This window comes from Enterobacter sp. Lyrl_3, from assembly GCF_051948675.1.
Taxonomy (GTDB): Bacteria; Pseudomonadota; Gammaproteobacteria; order Enterobacterales; family Enterobacteriaceae; genus Enterobacter; species Enterobacter cloacae.
This window is the reverse complement of the sequence record NZ_JAYJLI010000002.1, coordinates 74779-94568: the sequence shown is the minus strand read 5'-3', so window position 1 is coordinate 94568 and position 19790 is coordinate 74779. Positions and strand designations below refer to the sequence as shown.

The following is a 19790-nucleotide window of genomic DNA, read 5'->3' as shown; positions in this document are numbered from 1 at the left end:
GCCGCCGCTAACCGAGCCAGCCATCCCGACAAAAGGCAGGAAGTATGTCTCTTCGTTCACTGCGGGCGTTGTGCCTGACGAGTTTTTTTATCGCTGACGTCCGTGACGGTCTCGGTCCTTTTCTCGGTATCTTCCTGACGCAGCGGCACTGGACGCCGGATGACATCGGCTTGCTGATGACCGCCGGAGGTCTGGCAGGACTTCTGGCCACGCTGCCGGCGGGGTTCATCACCGACACCACCAAAAACAAACGTTCCGTTCTGGCGCTGCTCTGTTTACTGATCACCCTGAGTACGCTGCTGCTCTGGTTTAGCCAGCAGAGTGGCGTTGTCGCGCTCTCGCAAATTGTCACCGGGATCTGCGCGGCGTTCGTGGGGCCGCTTATCACCGGGATCACTCTGGGGCTGACGGGGCAGAGCGGGTTTAGCGCGCAGATGGGCAAAAATGAGGCGTTCAATCACGGTGGAAATTTCCTCACGGCACTGATCGCCGGGTGCATTGCGTGGTACTGGGGCATTGGGGGCATCTTCCTGCTGATGACCTGTACAACGCTGTTAACGCTCTGTTCGCTGCTGGCGATACGCAACAAGGATATCGACAACGAGGCGGCGCGTGGCCTGAACGCGTCAGAACATCAGCCGGTGCCGGGTTTTGCGGTACTGATGAAAAACAGAGCCCTGTTCGTGACCGGGCTGACGCTGCTGCTGTTCCATCTGGCGAATGCGGCCCTGTTGCCGATGCTCAGCATGCGGGTCGCTGCCGCACCGGCCAGCGTTAATCCCGGCGTGTTTGCTGCGGCGACGGTGATTATTTCGCAGGCGGTGATGATCCCGGTGGCTATCCTGGCCTCCAGGCGAATCGAACGCTATGGTTACTGGCGTTTAATCATGCTGGCGCTGTTAATCATGCCGGTACGCGCGGCGCTGGCTGCGTCTACCGATGCACCGTTTATGATGATCCCGGTACAAATTCTTGATGGTCTTGCCGCCGGGATCCTGGGCGTGGTGGTGCCGTCATTTATCGTGGTGCTTTTGCGTGGGAGCGGGCACGTTAATGCCGGGCAGAGCGTGGTCATGCTGATGCAGGGGGTTGGCGCATCGATGAGCCCTGCCTTAACCGGGACGATCGCCGGACACTACTCTTTTGCGACGGCCTTCAGTGTGCTGAGCGCCATTGCCCTGGCGGCGGTCCTGCTCTGGTGGCGTTTCCCGAACCGAACCTGGCAGACCGATAACGCCCCGGACGGGGCGTAGCGTATGTGCCGGGCGCAACCGCCACCCAGCATGTCAGGCTTAGACTATCTCGTTAGGACACGCTTCGCCGTTTTCCAGCTGCTGTAAATTCCTCAGCGTGGTTTCGGAAATGCTGATCAGCGCCTCAGCGGTCAGGAACGCCTGGTGTCCGGTAAACAGTACGTTATGGCAGGCTGACAGGCGACGGAACACGTCGTCCTGAATGACGTCGTTAGACTTGTCTTCAAAGAACAGATCGCGTTCGTTCTCATACACGTCCATCCCCAGCGCGCCAATTTTCTGGGTTTTCAGTGCTTCAATTGCCGCCTGAGAGTCAATTAACCCGCCGCGGCTGGTGTTGATGATCATCACGCCGTCTTTCATCTGCTCAAACGCGGTCTGATTCAACAGGTGGTAGTTTTCCGGTGTGAGCGGGCAGTGCAGGGAGATCACATCCGACTGGGAAAACAGGGTCGGGAGATCGACATATTCCACGCCCAGCTCCAGCGCGGCGGCGCTTGGGTACGGGTCAAACGCCAGCAGGCGCATACCAAAGCCTTTCAGAATACGCAGGGCGGCCACGCCGATTTTACCGGTACCGATCACGCCTGCGGTTTTACCGTACATGGTAAAGCCGGTCAGTCCTTCCAGAGAGAAGTTCGCATCTCGGGTACGCTGATAAGCGCGGTGAATACGACGGTTCAGGGACATCATCATACCCACAGCATGTTCCGCGACCGCTTCCGGGGAGTAGGCCGGAACGCGAACCACCTTCAGCCCCAGCTCTTTCGCCGCATCAAGATCGACGTTATTGAAGCCCGCGCAGCGCAGGGCGATATACTTTACGCCGTGCTTTTTCAGCTCTTCCAGTACCGGACGACTACCGTCATCGTTCACGAAGATGCAGACGCCTTCACAGCCGTGTGCCGTTTTAGCGGTTTTTTCGGTCAGCAGAAAGTCGAAAAATTCAAGATCGAACCCGTAAGCCTCGTTAACATGTTGCAGATACTTTTTGTCGTACTGCTTTGTGCTATATACCGCGAGTTTCATAAGACTTTCTCCAATGATTTTACATCCACGTTAGCATGATTAAAATAATCTTACAATTTCTAAAATATTATTTAAATCAATAAGTTCTATCAATTATTTTAGAGCATCTATTCTTAAAACTGGCATTTACTTCAACTGATTGACTAAACATGCGACAATGATCGGCACTGTCGGCTTAATTCTCTCGCTAAATCAGGATATTAACTGCCCATGAAGGGTAAATACAAAGCCGCGATTGCGCTCTTATTGCTGTTGATTTTATTGCCGCTGACGCTGCTGATGACGCTCGCCCAGTGGGTACCGACCCTCGCCGGTATCTGGTTGCCTGTCGGTACACGTATCGCCTTTGAGGAAAGCCCCAAACTGACCCGTCACGCGCTGGTGATCCCCAATCTGCGCTATCTGGTTGAGGATTGCGAGATTGCCAGGGTTGAAAACGCCACGCTGTCGCACCCCAGCCGCTGGAATCTGGATATTGGTGCGCTTGAACTTAACACGGTGTGCCTCAGTAAAATTCCCCAGTCTGCCCCCTCAACCGTTGCGCCAAAAACCCTGGCACAATGGCAGTCGGTGCTGCCTAATACCTGGCTCACTATCCGCCGTCTTACCCTGTCTCCCTGGCAACAGTGGGAAGGGGAACTGCATGCCTCACTGACGCCTGCGGTACAGGCGGTGACCTACAACGGTGAGCAGGTCAGTTTCAAAGGGCAGTTACGCGGCCAGACTCTCTCGGTTAGTCAGCTTGATGTACAACTCCCCGGCCAGGTGCCGCCCGTAAAGCTGGTGGGTGAGTTTACCCTGCCGCTGGTGCCGGATGGCGTGCCGGTGAAAGGCCATGCGGTCGCGACTTTTAACGTGCCACAGCTCACCTCGCTGGTCGATGCCGATCTGGACTGGGAGGAGAATCAGGGGCAACTGCTGGTGATGGTGCGGGACAACCCCGATCCGCTGCTCGATTTACCGTGGCAGATCACGGCACAACAGCTGAATATCAGCGACGGGCGCTGGAACTGGAACCTGTCCGGCATGCCGATGAGCGGCCGCGTGGGTCTCCGGGTGGATAACTGGCAGCAGGGGCTGGAAAAAGCCACCTTTACCGGACGCCTCAATGTTCTGACTCAGGGCGATGCCGGGAAGGGTAACGCCGTGCTGAATCTCGGGCCGGGCAGGCTCAGCCTGGAAAACAGCGACATGCCGCTTCACCTGAGCGGCGAGGCCAAACAGGACGATCTGGTGCTTTACGCCAGACTCCCGGCCAGACTGACCGGCAGCCTGAACGATCCGCAGCTTGCCTTTGAGCCGGGAGCGCTGCTGCGTTCGCGCGGGCGCATTATTGATTCACTGGATATCGACGAAATTCGCTGGCCGCTGGCGGGCGTGAAGCTCACGCAAAAGGGCGTGGATGGTCGTCTGCAGGCGATTCTGCGCGCCCATGAGAACGAGATGGGGGATTTTGAACTCCACCTGGACGGCCAGGCCAACGACTTTTTACCCGATAACGGCCTCTGGCAGTGGCGTTACTGGGGCAAAGGTGGCTTTACGCCAATGAACGCGCGCTGGGATGTGGCCGGAAAAGGCGAATGGCGCGACAAACTCATCGAGCTGACCGCGCTCTCAACCGGCTTTGACAAGCTGCAGTACGGCACCATGGAAGTCAGTAAACCGCGTCTGGTGCTGGATAAACCGGTACGCTGGGTTCGTGACCCTGTCACGCCGACATTTAGCGGTGCGCTGTCGCTCAATGCCGGAGAGACCCGTTTTGCGGGCGGCAGCGTGTTGCCCCCGTCGGTGCTGACCTTCAGCGTTGACGGAACAGACCCGACGATATTCCAGTTCAAAGGCGATCTGCATGCCGAGGCCATCGGCCCGGTGCAGGTCAACGGTCGCTGGGACGGGGAACGCCTTCGCGGTCAGGCCTGGTGGCCAAAACAATCCCTTACCGTGTTCCAGCCACTGATCCCGCCAGACTGGAAAATGACGCTGCGCGACGGTGAGCTTTATGCGCAGGTGGCCTTCTCTGCCGCTGCCGATCAGGGCTTTGAAGCTGGCGGCCACGGTGTACTGAAATCCGGTAGCGCCTGGATGCCAGACAACCAGATCAACGATGTGGATTTTGTGCTGCCGTTCCGTTTTAGCGAGGGCACCTGGTCGCTGGGTACGCGCGGCCCCGTTACGCTGCGTATTGGCGAAGTGGAAAACCTGGTGACCGCGCGCAACATTACCGCAGACCTGCAGGGTGACTATCCGTGGAGCGAGGAAAACCCGCTGCTGCTGACCAACGTCAAGGTGGAGACCCTCGGCGGGAAAATCACCATGCAGCAGCTCAGAATGCCGCAGCATGACCCGGCGCTGCTGCGCGTGGACAACATCTCCTCCAGCGAGCTGATCAGCGCCATTAATCCGAAGCAGTTTGCCCTGTCTGGCCCGGTAAGCGGGGCGCTACCGTTCTGGCTGGACAATGAAAAATGGATCATTAAAGATGGCTGGCTAACCAATCCGGGGCCGATGACGCTGCGTATTGATAAAGACACCGCTGATGCCATCGTCAACGATAATATGGTTGCAGGAGCAGCGATTAACTGGCTCCGCTATATGGAAATTTCACAGTCGTGGACAAGACTCAATTTAGATAATCTGGGTGAATTAACCATGCAGGCGACCCTCAAAGGCACCAGTCGGGTTGATGGCAAAAGCAGCTCCGTGAATCTTAACTACACCCATGACGAGAACGTCTTTACTCTCTGGCGTAGCCTGCGCTTTGGAGACAATCTACAAACCTGGTTTGAGCAACACGCGGCGCTACCTGGTATCCGCAGTTCGACTGGCAAGGAAAGTGAGGAACAACAATGAAAATGAGGGCTGGTGTACTCACCGTCGCCGTTGCCGCGCTCTTGACCGGCTGTACGCCGCGCATTGAAGTCGCTGCGCCGAAGGAGCCGATTACCATCAATATGAACGTCAAAATCGAACATGAGATCCACATTAAAGTCGATAAAGACGTTGAAACCCTGCTGAAATCGCGCAGCGATCTGTTCTGAGGACGCCATGAAACGATTAGCTCTGATGTTACTGGCGCTGGGCATGAACGTGCAGGCGGCAACCCTGACCTTAAACGAGGCCCGGGCGCAGGGGCGGGTCGGGGAAACCCTGAGTGGGTATCTTGCCCCGGTGAAACAAGACCCCGAAACGCTGGCGCTGGTGAGCCGCATCAACGCGGCGCGTACGGAAAGCTACCAGAAGCTGGCGGACAGCAATAACCTGCCGGTTGATGAAGTGGCGAAGATGGCCGGGCAAAAGCTGGTGGCCCGCGCGCAGCCGGGAGAATACGTGAAGGGCATTAACGGAAAATGGCTGAAGAAGTAATCAGCGAAAGCGCTTGCGGTACTCGCCCGGTGAGACGCCAAAACGCTGCTTAAACGCCGTTGAAAAATGGCTATGGTCGGCAAACCCCCAGCTATAGCCAATTCCCGCCAGCTTTTCCTCGTCGCTGGCGGAGCGCAACACCTGCGCACACAGATCCAGCCGACGATTTTTGATGTACTGCGCTACCACCAGCCCCTTATCGGCAAACATGCGGTACAGGCTGCGCACCGACATGCCGCTCTCTGCGGCAATCCATTCCGGACGCAGGGATTCCGACTGAATGTGGTCATCAATCAGCGACAGAACGTTCCTGAACTGGCGCTCCTTACGCGGCTGCACCGCATCGCGCTGCTGAAACGCCGGGCGGAGCAGGCAGATCATCGCTTCCAGCGCGGCTTCGCTCTCCCGGTCACTCAGGTTGGCATTTCCCATACTCTCCAGCAGCAGGCGATGGCTTAGCTGTACGGTTGGCAACGAGCGGGAGAGCGCGAGGGCGCAGCTTACCTCCTGAAAACGACACTGTTGCTCAATAATCTGACGGGGAACCAGCAGGGAAATCTGACGGGATTTTTGCTGCCAGTTGATGGAGCAGGGACGAGCGGCATCAAGAAGCGTAATGTCGCCGGCGTTCAGCACCGCGCGGCGATCGTCCTGCTCAATCTGCGCGCTGCCTTCAAGCTGGAACACGGTATAAAACCAGGCATCATTGCTCTGAGCGATCTCCTGACGGGAGCGGAACAGGTTAACCCCGCCTGCGGTGACGGTGCTTAACTTCAGGCTTCGGGCGTAGCTGGTTTCCAGCTCGCCGAAGAATTCCCCCTCTAAAGGACGCGCGTTAAAGCGCCCGCAGACATGGTTAATTTGCGCCAGCCACTGCTGATACCGTTCCTGTTCGCTTACACATGCCATCGTTTATCTCGCTGCGCCATCAATGTTTTCGCATTGTTGCATTTGTGTTGCGTTTTGTCAGAGCCATGAGGCTGACTATAGGAAAGAACACTCACCGGTAACAGCGTTATAAGGCGGAATTATCACGAATTGCGGCACCTGTCACAGGTGGCAAAGCGAATGTCACACAGACAAAAGCGGGAATGCGAAAGGCCTCTTAGACTGCAGTAACACCCTGCGAATAATAACGAAGGAGTACCCTATGTCTGAATCACAGGTCGCCATCCAGCCAGGCGTACAGCAGTTTCTGGACCGACATCACGGGCTGTGGATTGAGGGGCGGCAGGCCGCGTCGGAGAGTGAAAAACGGTTGAATATTTATAACCCGGCCACCGGGGAGGTTATCGCCTCTACGGCAGATGCCAGCGTCGATGATGTCGACCGCGCGGTGATGTCCGGCTGGCGAGCCTTTGTCGCCCGTACCTGGGCCGGGAAATTACCGGCAGAGCGCGAGCGCATCCTGCTGCGCTTTGCCGACCTGGTGGAGCAACACAGCGAGGAGCTGGCCCAGCTTGAAACGCTGGAGCAGGGCAAATCCATCAATATTTCCCGTCTCTTTGAAGTGGGTTGCACCCTGAACTGGATGCGCTATACCGCCGGGCTGACCACCAAAATAACCGGCAAAACGCTCGATCTCTCCATTCCCTTGCCGCAAGGTGCACGCTATCAGGCGTGGACGCGTAAAGAGCCGGTGGGCGTGGTGGCCGGGATTGTGCCGTGGAACTTCCCGCTGATGATCGGCATGTGGAAGGTAATGCCTGCGCTGGCAGCGGGTTGCTCTATCGTCATTAAGCCATCAGAAACCACGCCGCTGACCATGCTGCGGGTGGCGGAACTGGCGAGCGAAGCCGGTATCCCTGACGGTGTGTTTAACGTGGTGACCGGAAGCGGCGCGGTGTGCGGTGCCGCGCTGACCTCGCATCCGCATATTGCCAAAGTGAGCTTCACCGGCTCCACGGCGACGGGGAAACAGATTGCCCGCGCGGCGGCGGAGACGCTGACCGGCGTGACGCTGGAGCTGGGCGGCAAAAACCCGGCCATCGTGCTGAAAGACGCCGATCCGGCGTGGGTAATTGAGGGGTTGATGACCGGCAGCTTCCTTAATCAGGGCCAGGTCTGCGCCGCGAGCTCGCGTATCTATATAGAAGCGCCGCTTTTTGACACGTTGGTCAGCGGGTTTGAGCAGGCGGTGAAATCCCTGAGCGTGGGGCCGGGCATGTCGCCGGAGGCGTTTATCAACCCGCTGGTGTCCCGCGCTCACTGCGACAAGGTGCAGACCTTCCTGGATGAAGCAAAATCGCGCAATGCAGAGCTGATCACCGGTAACCGTGGCCCGGACGGAAAAGGGTATTACATCTCGCCGACGCTGGTGGTCAACCCGGATCCGGGACTCCGGCTGACCCGCGAAGAGGTATTCGGCCCGGTGGTCAACCTGGTACGCGTAGCCGATGGCGAAGAGGCGCTAACCCTTGCCAACGATACCGAATATGGCCTGACCGCCAGCGTCTGGACGCAGAATATCAGTAAGGCGCTGGAGTATACCGACAGATTGCAGGCGGGCACCGTCTGGGTGAACAGCCATACGCTGATTGACGCCAACCTGCCGTTCGGCGGCATGAAGCAATCCGGCACCGGACGCGACTTCGGCCCGGACTGGCTGGACGGCTGGTGTGAAACCAAATCGGTGTGCGTGCGCTATTAATAAAAGCAAAAGGCAACCGGGAGGTTGCCTTTTTAGTGTTTGTTCCCTCTCCCGTGGGAGAGGGTCAGGGTGAGGGCATCAGGCCCTGGCGGGCTAGTTTTACAGCGACCACCGATCCCGCCCGGCCTCTTTCGCGCGGTACAGCGCCGCATCGGCGCGGGCGATCAGTTCCGGGCCCGCCAGGCCCGGCGCAATTCCTGCAATCCCCATGCTGACGGTCACATACTCACTGACTTTGGACGCACCGTGCGGTATCGCCGCCGCGCGCAGGCCGTCCTGAATGCGGCGGGCAACCTGCTGTGCAACGTTCTCCGGGCAATTAAACAGGATCACCACAAATTCTTCTCCGCCGTAGCGTGACACCACATCGTCCGGGGTGCGCACGGCCTGCTTCAGCACCTGCGCCACGCGTGTCAGACAGTCGTCACCGGCCTGATGTCCGTAGGTATCGTTGTAGAGCTTGAAATAATCGATATCCAGCATGATCAGCGAGAAGGCTTTATTCTGCTCAACGGCATTCTCCAGCACCACTTCCATCATCCGGCGATTGGCGGTTTTGGTGAGCGGATCCTGGTGCGCCAGCGCATCGAGCCTGGAGATTAACAGCTGGTTTTGCTGATTCCGCCGCCAGGCCTCGTCAAACCAGCTTAACAGGATAAACCGCCCGCAAAGCATAATCAGCGTGAATACGCTCCAGATGGTGACAAAGCGAAGATTAAGGCCATCATTCAGCACCCAGCTGGCGACCGGCAAGGTGAGCCAGAGCGGGAGCACAAACGAGAGTAATCCCTCCGGGTAAAAATAGAGTGCCGTCAAACCGGAGAGCAATAAAATCACGCAAAGCGGCCAGACGTGGGGAAGGTGCAGGGCGGTAATGAACCAGTAACTGCACATCGACCAGAAGGCACTGCAGACAAACAGCACTACGCTTATCCCGGCGATACGGCGCCAGGCCATCAGAATTAATGCAGCGGACAGTATAATAATGCCCAGCATTGAGGCATCGACAATCCGGGTCAGGTGTTGTGAACCGGGGTACAGCACCGCGCTGTTTTCCAGCAGGATGTGGCGCAGCAGGATCATCAGGGCAAAGCTGACGTTTACAAAGGCCAGCCAGGGCAGGTTCATCGCCAGCCCGTGATGCACCATGGCCTGACGTGTAGGCCAGGTGGCTCGTTCGGGGGGGAGGTTTTTTCTTTTTTCCATTGATGATGTTTACCCCGTCCAGGGAGAAAGAGAAATAAAAGCGGGCGGGTAAACCGCCCGTAAATCCGTGATGTTACGGCGTCACAATATTAAACCAGAAATCAAACTTATCCATGTAGCCAAGCATGGCATCAAGTTTGGCACTGTCGCCGCTGATTTTGACATCGCCACTGTCCTGCGCCTGTTTCAGCGTGATTTCCTTGAGGATGATCTTGTTAAGCGTGTCTCTGTTCAGCGTGAGCGTCGCATCGGCGTCTTTCGCTTCGGCATTGGCCGTGTGATTCAACACGCCGTTTTCCAGCTCAAGCTTATATTTACCTCCATCGCTGCCCAGATCGATATTAAATACCGATTTTGCGTCCCCGGCTTTTTGACCATTAATATGCACAGCCAGATAGTCGAAGAACATTTCCGGCGTCATCGCCCGAACGGTATCAGGGCTTGCCGTGTTTGGCGTTGGGCCTTTCACGACGCCGTTACGCAGCTCCTGTGCACCGGTGAGGTAGAAGTTACGCCACGGCCCGGATTCAGCCTGATAGCCGAGCTGCTCCAGCGCATCCGCTTCCAGGTTACGCGCGGCCTGGTTGTTCGGATCGGCAAAGACCACTTTACTGACCACCTGTGCCACCCAGCGGTAGTTGCCCTGGTCGTAGTCGGTTTTAGCTTTGCTCAGAATGGCGTCAGCGCCCCCCATGTACTCCACGAATTTCTTCGCGGCATCAACAGGAGGAAGCTCATCAAGCGTTGCCGGGTTGCCGTCAAACCAGCCCAGATAAAGGACATAGGTGGCTTTTACGTCGTGACTGACTGAACCATAGTAGCCCCGGTTAGCCCAGGTATGGGCCAGCGAGTCAGGAAGGGTGAAATTCGCGGCGATTTCATCGCGCGTCAGACCTTCGTTCGCCATGCGCAGCGTCTGATCGTTGATGTAACGGTAAAGATCGCGCTGGCTCTTCAGCAGCTTGACCACATTATCGTTGCCCCAGGTTGGCCAGTGGTGCTGTGCCATGATGATCTCTGCTTTGTCACCCTAGCGGACAATTGCCTGGTTGATATACTTCGACCAGGGCAGCGGCTCACGGATTTTTGCGCCGCGCAGCGAATAGGTATTATGCAGCGTGTGAGTGACATCCTCGGCAGATTCAATGACCTTTTTCTCTTCGATATACCAGAGCATCTCTGAAGGCGCTTCTGAGCCCGGTGCCAGCATAAAATCATAGGTCAGCCCGTCGATAACCTCTTTCTGGCCATCTTTCTCAATGATGTTGGTCGGTGCGATCAGGGTAACGGTACCGGCAGAGGTCGTGGTACCCAGCCCCGCACCCACCTGTCCTTTGGCATCGGGTTTCAGCAGGTTGCCATACATGTAACTGGCGCGACGGCTCATGACATTGCCCGCCATGATATTTTCAGCCACCGCGGCTTCCATAAACCCGGACGGGGCATAGACTTTCACTTTCCCGGATTTCACGTCAGTTTCATCCACCACGCCGCGAACGCCGCCGTAATGATCCACATGGCTGTGGGTATAAATGATGGCGACCACCGGCTTTTTACCCCGGTTTTTGTAATACAGATCCATGCCGACTTTTGCGGTTTCTGCTGATACCAGCGGATCGACCACGGTAATTCCTTCTTTACCTTCGATAATCGTCATATTCGACAGATCGAGGTTGCGGATCTGATATACCCCGTCGGTCACTTCGAACAGACCACTGATATTAATCAGCTGAGATTGACGCCATAAACTGGGATTAACGGAATCCGGTGCTTTATCACCCTCTTTAATAAAGGCGTACTGTTGCGGATCCCAGATAACATTCCCTTGCTCCCCTTTGATAATCTCCTGCGGCAGTGGGGCAATAAACCCTTTATGTGCATTGGTGAAGTCGGTGTTATCGGAGAAAGGGAGTTGGTTGAAAAGGGCATTATTCGCCTGTTGCGTCGCCGCGGTCGCGTCCTTTGGGGCTTCGGCGGAATAAGAGGGACTGACGGAAACGAGAAGCCCAGCCAGAGCAAGACTTCTGACAATCAAATTCAATTTCATCTAAAACCTCTCAGAGAAAGTACTACGTTATGGTGATTAAACGTCGTGTCCTGGCTGAAAATGTTTGAAAAGATGTCATTAGAATGAGTGGTTAAATAACTATAATCAGGCTGAGAGATTCGGCAAATAAATGAATAAAAAACCGGGCATTACGCCCGGTCGGTGATTATTTCTGTTCGTCTTTTTTTCTGCCAAGCGTTGGCGTTTCGTCAAAGAAGTTCCACGGCTTAAGCAACGTATGCACCCATTCCGTTGGCATGATGGGCCACTCTTCCGCGCGGGCAACATGCGTGGTTCCGGTGGTCATCCAGACCACATCGTCCTGATTAGTGAGTGACTCATTGTCTTTGCTGTACTGACCCAGCCCCGTATCGTGCGTGGAGCGGTTCGGGAATTTCCCTTCCGGGTACATTTCGTCAGGATGGTAACGCGTCACCCATAGCTGTTTATCCATAAAGCTCAGGCGATGGTAGATCCACTCGTCCGGTGCAAACTTCGCGCCCGTGGCTACCGGGTGCGTGCCGCCCGCGTATGGGATGATCTGGTACGAGACCGGGTTCCCCATACGGTTCTCTTTGCGGGTGTTGCTCAGCAGGCGAATGGTACCCGGATCGAATTTCTGCGCCGCCTGCTGTTCGCTATCGATATCGTACTGATTGACCTGCATGGTACTGGTACGCGGGCCGCCGGCCGTGTTCGGTTTCACCTGCGGATCCATCGCCACCAGTTTATTGTCGATGCCATCCACATCCATATCGAGACGGAAGTTATAGATGTGCTGGTGGGTGGTACCGACGATGTTGTGATCGATTAAGGTGCCGTATCGGGTGTCGTCTTTGGCGCTGGCGTCATGCATCGTTTTGGCCTGCACGCCTTTCACGGCTTCAATCCCGGTGGCTCCGGCATCAATGCCGATGGTGCCGTTTTCGTGGAATACCCAGTCGAAGATGTAATCGTAGTTGCCAACGGTGCTTACCCAGCGCACCACCAGCTCACGGCGTTCGGTGCTGACGTTTGGCTTGCCCATCTCCTGATGCTTATATTCAGGCCCGGCGTAGCGCTCGAAAATGGCGATGGCACGTGGGATCTCCATCGGCGTACCGGTGTAATCCGGGATGGTTTCATTGAGCATCACGGCGTTGGACGGCACATCTTTGCCGCGCACCAGCGGGGAGGTCAGGGTGCCCATGCCATAGTCGCCCGAATCGAGATAGGCTTTAAAGTACCAGCCCACATCCGGATCGCCGTAAGGGACGATCATCCCGCCCAGGGAGCCCTGATACATGACCTGGCGTTTCTTACCGTTGTCGTTGTACGTGACGGTCGAGATCATCGGCCCCACGCGGGAGTCCAGACTAAGGTGGAAATCCCAGTTCTGCCAGTGCACCATGTCGCCGGTAATGGTGTAGTTCTTGCCTTCCGGTTCGATGATCTCAAGCGGTTTTTTCGGGGTTTCGATGCGGTCACGGCCATCATACGGACGCGGAGTCATGGGCACCGGAACAACCGCGCCTTCTTCAATTTTCTGGATCTTCTTCTGTTCGAGATCAACCACCGCCACCAGATTCTCAATCGGGTGTGCCCAATAGTTACCGTCGCCCACATCCAGATAGCTCACCACCTTCAGCAGACGGTCTTCCTGCTTCAGGCCGTCTTTGCCGTCAAAATAGCCGACGGTGAGCGGGGTCGTGATCACGTTCTTCGTATCGCTGATGCCGCGTTTTTTCAGCACCTCAGCAAATCCCGGGCTCTCGTTGATGATTTGCTGCACGGTGGCGAAATCATCCAGTAGCACCATGCCGTGCGCATCCTTTACGGCCTCCCAGCGCAGGATTTTCTTATCCTTCAGGTCTACACGACTTTCGATGACGTGTTTGCCGTCCAGCATGGTGATATTCGCCTGACGCGGGGCATCCACCGCTGTGCCGTTCAGCACAAAGTCCCACACTTTGGCTTTCTCGGGCTCGGCCAGGGCAATCTGGGTGAAGCGGGTGTTCGGTTTAAACTCCTTTGAGACTTTGACGATGGCCACGGCTTGCTTAATCTCATCCGCCGTTAATGCATTAAGCGGATGGGGGCGTTTCTCAACCTGGAACGTCTGGTCGAGGCCGGACTGGAAGACGTCGTTGATAAAGGTGTCCGAGATAAAGGCTTTGTTGTCTTTCATCACCACCGGTACCGACAGCGCAAGGGGTTTGCCGTTAACGATGGCGGTGTTAGCGCCTGGCTTAACCTTTACGAACGCACCGTCTTTCGCAATGGTGAACATCTGTGCGTAATCATCCCATTGTACCTCTGCGCCAAAATCTGCCAGCGTTTTGTCCATTGGGACCATATGCGCTTCACTGCCGTGAGCGAAAACGGGAGATTGCCAGGCACAGCAGAGCGCAACGGCCAGAGCCAGTGCCGTTCTACGGGCAGAAAATGAAGAATTGCTTCTCATCGTAGACCTCATCTTGTTGTGTTTATTGTGTTGTGAGTCTTATCCTGACAGGCGCGTGAAAAAAGCGTTTGCCTGCATCTGCCAGGTTATTTGTCAGTCTTGCCAGGTTAGAAAAGTGCGGGGATAAATCACATCCCCGGTAAATAGCGTTGATGATCACTAAGGTGATCTATCGAGATGTATATGTACGTCGTACCCAACCGTGTTGAACGAGTAAACATTGCCACGAACGTGGAGATAAATTTCACCGTCTTTTACGGTCGCGGTGGCTTTATCATCATTGGTGACCATAACAGGCTTAATGTCCTTAATATGAGACATAAACGCTTCGGGGCTTTTTCTCGCATCATAGAGATAAAAGTGAAACGTATCTTTGGATAATGAACTTGCCTCTACCCGCGTGATATACAAATTTAATTGCTCATTAACCCTCATTTTTCCCTGCAGGTTTTCATACACGGTGAAAAGATCGCGAAAAGGGTACAAGATGAAGCCCAGGAGAATGACAACCATCACCCCGACTCGCCAGTTAAAAACCCGACCGTCGCGCATAATCTACTCCTGCTCTTATCCATAATTGGTCAACCGGGTCATCACCATATGCAAAGGCATCCTGGTATTTGGCAAATTCTACCGGATCGCTTGTTCCAGCAAGGATCTGCGCAGCACCTGCACCCCGAAGTAACACACCATCAGGGATGCCCGCTGCCGCGCCCACGGCACCGAAATGGAAATTTCCAAAGTTGGCATACTGGGCACGGCCTTGCTTAAAATCCCATGGACCATGGTTTCTCACCATTTGATAAAACCATACGTAAGTCATCAATGAGGCACCGCCATGAAATCGGGCTATTACCATATGGCTTACAACATCAACCCCTGGTGGTGAAAAAGAAGAGATATCGTACGGCGTGGAATATAAAGGAGTACGCATAATTAACGCTCTGCCCAGCTATCTGCGAAACGCAAATTACCGTCGCAATACGTCCAGGTAATCTTGTCGTAGCGCAGCTCCACAACTTCAAGATGATTGTGTTTTTCTTTCGTTTGATCCTTCGTGTCATGCATTAAGGGCGTAACGGAAACGACGCGAATATTATCGAGATGCATATTGTAATATTCCACTTCCTGTCCGGCATCGTTTATGCGATACCATTAGGAGGTCATGCGTAAAGCCAGTAACTTCTATGCTCCCTTCACGATCATAAACATCTACCGAGCCGGTGATTTTTGCACCGCCGTCGTCAGTTAAGAAAAGATATACAGGAATTGCCATAGTCTACTCATCATCCATGTAATTTAGTTGGGGGAAAATTCCCGCAAGGGATAATAACCATGCTAAGTATGTGGTCAATTTTCTTAATGTTTCTGGATGTAAATTAGCCAGGCTATGCGGACTGGATGATGTGTTACCCAAAGCCATCCAGTCCGTGTTTTCCCCTCTTTTTTAGTGTGATTAACTGATTAAACCCGCACGGGTAACAGCCTTAAAAATCACCCTGCTGGCGAGCCACCAGCGTCAGAATGGAGTAGAGCGCCACCGCCTGCTGGTGCTGATTGAAAATCTCAACCGCCCATTCGACCACGCCGGTGGGTTTTTCATCCGCCGTACGCTGTTTCTTCAGGGTTTTACGTTTGCAGGTCAGGCGCACCTGAATGGTATCGCCCGGTTTCACCGGCTCGATAAAGCGCAGGTTTTCCATGCCGTAGTTGGCGATCACCGGCCCCACACCTGCATCAACAAACAGCCCGGCGGCAGCGGAAATCAGGAAGTAACCGTGTACCACCCGCTCGCCAAAGATCGACTCCGCTGCGCCAATTTTGTCCATGTGAGCATAGAAATGATCCCCGCTCAGGCAGGCAAAGTTAACGATATCGGCTTCCGTCAGGGTTCGGCGCGGCGTCAGCAGGCTGTCGCCCGGCTGCAATTCCTCGAAGTATTTGCGGAACGGATGAACGCGATCTTCATGCACCGTCGCGCCGCGTACCCACTGTTTGCCGATGGCGGCCAGCATGGTCGGGCTGCCCTGAATGGCGGTGCGCTGCATATAGTGATTGACCGCACGCAGGCCACCCAGCTCCTCGCCGCCGCCTGCACGTCCGGGACCGCCGTGCACGAGCTGCGGAAGCGGAGAACCGTGGCCGGTAGACTCTTTTGCTGACTCTTCATTGAGGATCTGAATGCGACCGTGTGCCCGCGCTGCACCAGAAATAAACTGGCGGGCGAGCGCGGGATCCGCCGTGACCAGCGTCCCGGCCAGGCTACCGCCGCCCGCGCGGGCAAGCTGCATCGCATGGTCTGCGTGGCGATATGGCATAAGAGTCGCCACCGGGCCGAACGCTTCGGTGGCGTGCACCGCCGGGGTCTCATCCGGCTGCGGGCAAAAGAGCAGAGTTGGCGGGTAAAACGCCCCGGCGGCCTGCAGATCGGCTTTTCCGCCCAGGCGAACCTGGCAGCCTGCGGCCACAAGCTGATCCACCTTCTCCTGCACGTCCGCACGCTGTTCGCTATTGACCAGGGAACCCATTTTCACGCCTTCCTGCGCCGGGTCGCCCACCACCACCTTTTCCAGCCGGGCGATCAGCGCCTGACTTACCGCGTCAATCTGGTGTTGCGGCACGATAATGCGGCGGATGGCGGTACATTTCTGTCCGGCCTTGGCGGTCATCTCACGTACAACCTCGCGAATGAACAGGGCGAACTCGGGCTGTTCCGGCGTCACGTCTTCTCCCAGCACGCAGCAGTTCAGGGAGTCGGCTTCCATGGTGAACGGGATCGCGTTTGCCACAATATTCGGGTGAACACGCAGGGTCTGGCCGGTGCTGGCGGAGCCGGTAAACGTCACCACATCCTGGCTGTCGAGATGGTCCAGCAGATCGCCCGCGCCGCCGCAGATCAGGCTGATGGCGCCGTCCGGCACCAGACCGCTCTCCACGATCGCTTTCACCATCGCCTGCGTCACCTGCGCGGTGGCGGTAGCGGGTTTGATGATCGCCGGCATCCCGGCAAGCCACGTGGGGGCGAGTTTTTCCAGCATTCCCCAGCAGGGGAAGTTGAAGGCGTTAATATGCACCGCCACGCCCGATTTTGACGTCAGCACATGGCGCGCCGCAAAGCCGCCTTCTTTCGACAGCGGGATCAGTTCGTCCTCGGGCCACAGCGTGTCGTCCGGTAATTCACGGCTCCCCAGACTGGCATAGGTGAACAGCGTGCCAATCCCACCTTCAATATCTACCCAGCTGTCGCCCTTTGTCGCGCCGGTCTGGGCTGAGAGAGCATAAAATGTCTCTTTCAGGCTGAGCAGGTGCTTCGCCACCGCTTTCAGCATCGCCGCGCGTTCGATAAAGGTCATGGCGTGGAGCGCTTCACCGCCATGCGTAATGGCATAGCGACGTGCCGCCGCCATGTCCAGCCCTTCGCTGGTCACGCTCCAGAGCGCTTCACCGCTGATGGCGTGATGAATAGTACGTTCGCGGCCCCGGCCAGACTGCCAGACACCGGACAAGAAACTGGCTAACTGCTGCATCTCTTATCTCCACATGTTTCGTTATTTCACTATCAATAGTTTGATCATGAATCATAAAAATCAAGCTGAGTTTTAATGAATTGTTAACAATGTGATCTCAAGGGAAGGTGTGCGGCGATTGCAGCCCTTATCTGGCGGCCTTTGCGCAAAAGCCCTGCGAGCGACATCACAAAATCAGGAAACATTTCTTGGGGGTATATTTAACCTTTGTGTAACTTTTAAAAAACAAAGTGATTCACAATTACGCTTTAAGTTGCAAACTAACGAATCATAAAGGTGATGACGTGACGCAAGAACAACGCTTTGAGCAGCGCATAGCGCAGGAGACGGCGATTGAGCCTCAGGACTGGATGCCGGAAGCCTATCGCAAGACGTTGATCCGCCAGATTGGTCAGCACGCCCACTCTGAAATTGTCGGCATGCTGCCGGAAGGGAACTGGATCACCCGCGCCCCGACGCTACGCCGCAAAGCGATCCTGCTGGCGAAAGTGCAGGACGAAGCCGGGCACGGGCTCTATCTCTACAGCGCGGCTGAAACGCTGGGCTGCGCGCGGGAAGACATCTACCAGAAAATGCTCGACGGCAAGATGAAATACTCCTCCATCTTTAACTATCCGACGCTGAGCTGGGCCGATATCGGCGTAATCGGCTGGCTGGTGGACGGTGCCGCCATCGTCAATCAGGTGGCGCTGTGCCGGACCTCTTACGGGCCGTACGCCCGCGCGATGGTGAAAATCTGTAAAGAAGAGAGCTTCCACCAGCGTCAGGGGTTTGAAGCCTGCATGGCGCTGGCGCAGGGAAGCGTCGCCCAGCGGCAGATGCTGCAGGATGCCATCAACCGTTTCTGGTGGCCCGCCCTGATGATGTTCGGACCAAACGACGATAACTCGCCGAACAGCGCCCGCAGTCTCGCCTGGAAAATTAAACGCTTTGGCAATGACGAACTGCGTCAGCGCTTCGTCGACAACACCATCCCGCAGGTGGAGATGCTGGGGATGACGGTACCCGATCCCGACCTGCGCTTTGACGAGGAAACCGGCCACTACCGCTTCGGTGAGATTGACTGGCAGGAGTTTGACGAGGTGATCAACGGACGCGGGATCTGCAACCACGAACGCCTGGCCGCCAAGCGCAAAGCCTGGGAAGAGGGGGCGTGGGTGCGTGAAGCCGCACTGGCGCATGCAGAAAAACAACGCGCCCGTCAGGCCGCATAAGAGGAAATCACGATGAGCAATGTCTACTGGCCGCTGTACGAAGTTTTCGTACGCAGCAAACAAGGGTTATCCCACCGCCATGTTGGCAGTCTGCATGCCGCTGACGATCGCATGGCGCTGGAAAACGCGCGGGACGCCTATACCCGCCGCAGCGAAGGTTGCTCGATCTGGGTGGTGAAGGCGAGCGAGATCGTTGCCTCTCAGCCGGAAGAGAGCGGCGAGTTCTTCGACCCGGCGGAAAGCAAGGTCTATCGCCACCCGACGTTTTACACCATCCCTGATGGCATCGAGCATATGTGAGGTCAGGGATGAAAACAGTATTTGCATACGCCCTGCGTCTGGGCGACAACGGTCTGGTGCTCTCGCAGCGCCTGGGAGCCTGGTGCGGGCACGCGCCGGAGCTGGAAATCGACCTTGCGCTTGCCAACATCGGTCTCGATCTGCTGGGGCAGGCGCGCAACTTCCTCGCCTGCGCGGCAGAGCGGGAAGGTCAGGGCGATGAAGACACCCTGGCCTTCGGCCGCGATGAGCGTCAGTTTCACAATTTACTGTTGGCAGAACAGCCGAACGGCAACTTCGCCGACACGATCGCCCGCCAGTATCTGATGGACGCGTGGAATGTTGCCCTCTACGAGCGGTTGATCCACAGCAGCGACAGTCAGCTTTCCGCTATAGCCGCCAAGGCGATTAAAGAGGCGCGTTATCACCTGCGCTTTAGCCGCGGCTGGCTGGTGCGCCTGGGAGACGGCACCGAAATCTCGTCGCAAAAAATGCAGCAGGCCATCGACAACCTGTGGCGCTTTACGGCCGAGTTGTTCGAGGCGGATGACGTTGAGCTTGAGCTTATTGAGTCCGGCGTTGCGGTTGATCCGCGCACCCTACGCCAGCCGTGGGAACACGAAGTGTTTGCCGGACTGCGGGAAGCCACCCTGCGCGTGCCCTATGAGACGGCCTATCGTACCGGCGGAAAACGCGGGCTGCATACCGAGCATCTGGGCCCGATGCTGGCAGAGATGCAGTATCTCCAGCGCGCGTATCCCGGTCAGCAGTGGTAAAGG

At 56.2% G+C, this 19790-nt stretch carries 15 protein-coding genes and 2 pseudogenes; 8 read left to right on the top strand and 9 right to left on the bottom strand.

Going from position 1 to position 19790, the window contains the following annotated elements:
- Nucleotides 1–44 precede the first annotated feature (44 nt).
- On the top strand, nt 45–1253 hold the full coding sequence (locus VF709_RS05665) for an MFS transporter (RefSeq protein ID WP_095454757.1): 1209 nt from the start codon (nt 45–47) through the stop codon (nt 1251–1253).
- Nucleotides 1254–1292: 39 nt separating this feature from the next.
- On the opposite strand, the gene VF709_RS05660 is transcribed toward VF709_RS05665, so the two are convergent.
- Complete coding sequence (locus VF709_RS05660; RefSeq protein WP_057072730.1) at nt 1293–2282, bottom strand: 2-hydroxyacid dehydrogenase; 990 nt, start codon at nt 2280–2282, stop codon at nt 1293–1295.
- A gap of 210 nt (nt 2283–2492) precedes the next feature.
- Here VF709_RS05660 and VF709_RS05655 point away from each other — a divergent pair, with 210 nt between their 5' ends.
- From VF709_RS05655 to VF709_RS05645, 3 genes are read left to right on the top strand one after another with little or no spacing between them, the layout of a single operon-like run.
- Entirely contained in the window at nt 2493–5132 is a 2640-nt protein-coding gene (locus VF709_RS05655) for a YdbH family protein (RefSeq protein WP_440231054.1), read from the top strand.
- On the top strand, nt 5129–5320 hold the full coding sequence (locus VF709_RS05650) for a YnbE family lipoprotein (protein ID WP_020688201.1): 192 nt from the start codon (nt 5129–5131) through the stop codon (nt 5318–5320). Before VF709_RS05655 ends, VF709_RS05650 begins: the two co-directional genes overlap by 4 nt.
- Before the next feature lie 7 nt (nt 5321–5327).
- Nucleotides 5328–5645, top strand: a complete 318-nt coding sequence (locus VF709_RS05645; RefSeq protein ID WP_028028066.1) for a YdbL family protein — start codon at nt 5328–5330, stop codon at nt 5643–5645.
- Here VF709_RS05645 and feaR read toward each other — a convergent pair whose 3' ends face one another.
- Complete coding sequence (gene feaR / locus VF709_RS05640; RefSeq protein WP_029882835.1) at nt 5646–6554, bottom strand: transcriptional regulator FeaR; 909 nt, start codon at nt 6552–6554, stop codon at nt 5646–5648.
- A 241-nt stretch (nt 6555–6795) separates the two neighbouring features.
- Here feaR and VF709_RS05635 point away from each other — a divergent pair, with 241 nt between their 5' ends.
- Entirely contained in the window at nt 6796–8295 is a 1500-nt protein-coding gene (locus VF709_RS05635; RefSeq protein WP_029882836.1) for an aldehyde dehydrogenase family protein, read from the top strand.
- 99 nt (nt 8296–8394) lie between these two features.
- On the opposite strand, the gene VF709_RS05630 is transcribed toward VF709_RS05635, so the two are convergent.
- From VF709_RS05630 to paaZ, 7 genes and pseudogenes are all read right to left on the bottom strand, one after another.
- Entirely contained in the window at nt 8395–9501 is a 1107-nt protein-coding gene (locus VF709_RS05630; protein WP_045295928.1) for a GGDEF domain-containing protein, read from the bottom strand.
- A 73-nt stretch (nt 9502–9574) separates the two neighbouring features.
- Nucleotides 9575–11548: pseudogene (locus VF709_RS05625) on the bottom strand (alkyl/aryl-sulfatase).
- Nucleotides 11549–11714: 166 nt separating this feature from the next.
- Complete coding sequence (tynA, locus tag VF709_RS05620; protein ID WP_187170945.1) at nt 11715–13991, bottom strand: primary-amine oxidase; 2277 nt, start codon at nt 13989–13991, stop codon at nt 11715–11717.
- A 159-nt stretch (nt 13992–14150) separates the two neighbouring features.
- Entirely contained in the window at nt 14151–14543 is a 393-nt protein-coding gene (locus tag VF709_RS05615; protein ID WP_058680412.1) for a hypothetical protein, read from the bottom strand.
- Complete coding sequence (locus VF709_RS05610; protein ID WP_223232807.1) at nt 14521–14925, bottom strand: polymorphic toxin type 44 domain-containing protein; 405 nt, start codon at nt 14923–14925, stop codon at nt 14521–14523. The genes VF709_RS05615 and VF709_RS05610 overlap by 23 nt, the downstream gene beginning before the upstream one ends.
- Before the next feature lie 2 nt (nt 14926–14927).
- A pseudogene (tssD, locus tag VF709_RS05605) lies at nt 14928–15267 on the bottom strand (type VI secretion system tube protein TssD).
- Nucleotides 15268–15478: 211 nt separating this feature from the next.
- Nucleotides 15479–17518: a phenylacetic acid degradation bifunctional protein PaaZ gene (gene paaZ, locus VF709_RS05600; protein WP_048972403.1), complete on the bottom strand. Its 2040-nt coding sequence runs from the start codon at nt 17516–17518 to the stop codon at nt 15479–15481.
- A gap of 284 nt (nt 17519–17802) precedes the next feature.
- On the opposite strand from paaZ, the gene paaA reads away from it, so the two are divergent.
- Genes paaA through paaC form a run of 3 tightly spaced genes read left to right on the top strand, consistent with a single transcriptional unit; the run spans nt 17803 to nt 19787 of the window.
- On the top strand, nt 17803–18732 hold the full coding sequence (gene paaA / locus VF709_RS05595) for a 1,2-phenylacetyl-CoA epoxidase subunit PaaA (protein ID WP_242465768.1): 930 nt from the start codon (nt 17803–17805) through the stop codon (nt 18730–18732).
- 12 nt (nt 18733–18744) lie between these two features.
- Nucleotides 18745–19032 carry a 1,2-phenylacetyl-CoA epoxidase subunit PaaB gene (gene paaB / locus VF709_RS05590; RefSeq protein WP_003857353.1) on the top strand — a complete coding sequence of 96 codons (288 nt, stop codon included), beginning with the start codon at nt 18745–18747 and terminating at the stop codon, nt 19030–19032.
- A gap of 8 nt (nt 19033–19040) precedes the next feature.
- Nucleotides 19041–19787 (top strand): 1,2-phenylacetyl-CoA epoxidase subunit PaaC, encoded by a 747-nt coding sequence (paaC, locus tag VF709_RS05585; protein ID WP_149896412.1) that lies wholly within the window; start codon nt 19041–19043, stop codon nt 19785–19787.
- The last annotated feature ends 3 nt before the right edge of the window (nt 19788–19790 follow it).

Coding starts and splice junctions, on each gene's coding strand:
- tynA (WP_187170945.1), bottom strand. CDS start 13,991: ATGAGAAGCAATTCTTCATTTTCTGCCCGTAGAACGGCACTGGCTCTG.
- VF709_RS05630 (WP_045295928.1), bottom strand. CDS start 9,501: ATGGAAAAAAGAAAAAACCTCCCCCCCGAACGAGCCACCTGGCCTACA.
- paaZ (WP_048972403.1), bottom strand. CDS start 17,518: ATGCAGCAGTTAGCCAGTTTCTTGTCCGGTGTCTGGCAGTCTGGCCGG.
- VF709_RS05655 (WP_440231054.1), top strand. CDS start 2,493: ATGAAGGGTAAATACAAAGCCGCGATTGCGCTCTTATTGCTGTTGATT.
- VF709_RS05660 (WP_057072730.1), bottom strand. CDS start 2,282: ATGAAACTCGCGGTATATAGCACAAAGCAGTACGACAAAAAGTATCTG.
- VF709_RS05650 (WP_020688201.1), top strand. CDS start 5,129: ATGAAAATGAGGGCTGGTGTACTCACCGTCGCCGTTGCCGCGCTCTTG.
- VF709_RS05610 (WP_223232807.1), bottom strand. CDS start 14,925: ATGCGTACTCCTTTATATTCCACGCCGTACGATATCTCTTCTTTTTCA.
- VF709_RS05635 (WP_029882836.1), top strand. CDS start 6,796: ATGTCTGAATCACAGGTCGCCATCCAGCCAGGCGTACAGCAGTTTCTG.
- feaR (WP_029882835.1), bottom strand. CDS start 6,554: ATGGCATGTGTAAGCGAACAGGAACGGTATCAGCAGTGGCTGGCGCAA.
- paaC (WP_149896412.1), top strand. CDS start 19,041: ATGAAAACAGTATTTGCATACGCCCTGCGTCTGGGCGACAACGGTCTG.
- paaB (WP_003857353.1), top strand. CDS start 18,745: ATGAGCAATGTCTACTGGCCGCTGTACGAAGTTTTCGTACGCAGCAAA.
- VF709_RS05645 (WP_028028066.1), top strand. CDS start 5,328: ATGAAACGATTAGCTCTGATGTTACTGGCGCTGGGCATGAACGTGCAG.
- VF709_RS05665 (WP_095454757.1), top strand. CDS start 45: ATGTCTCTTCGTTCACTGCGGGCGTTGTGCCTGACGAGTTTTTTTATC.
- VF709_RS05615 (WP_058680412.1), bottom strand. CDS start 14,543: ATGCGCGACGGTCGGGTTTTTAACTGGCGAGTCGGGGTGATGGTTGTC.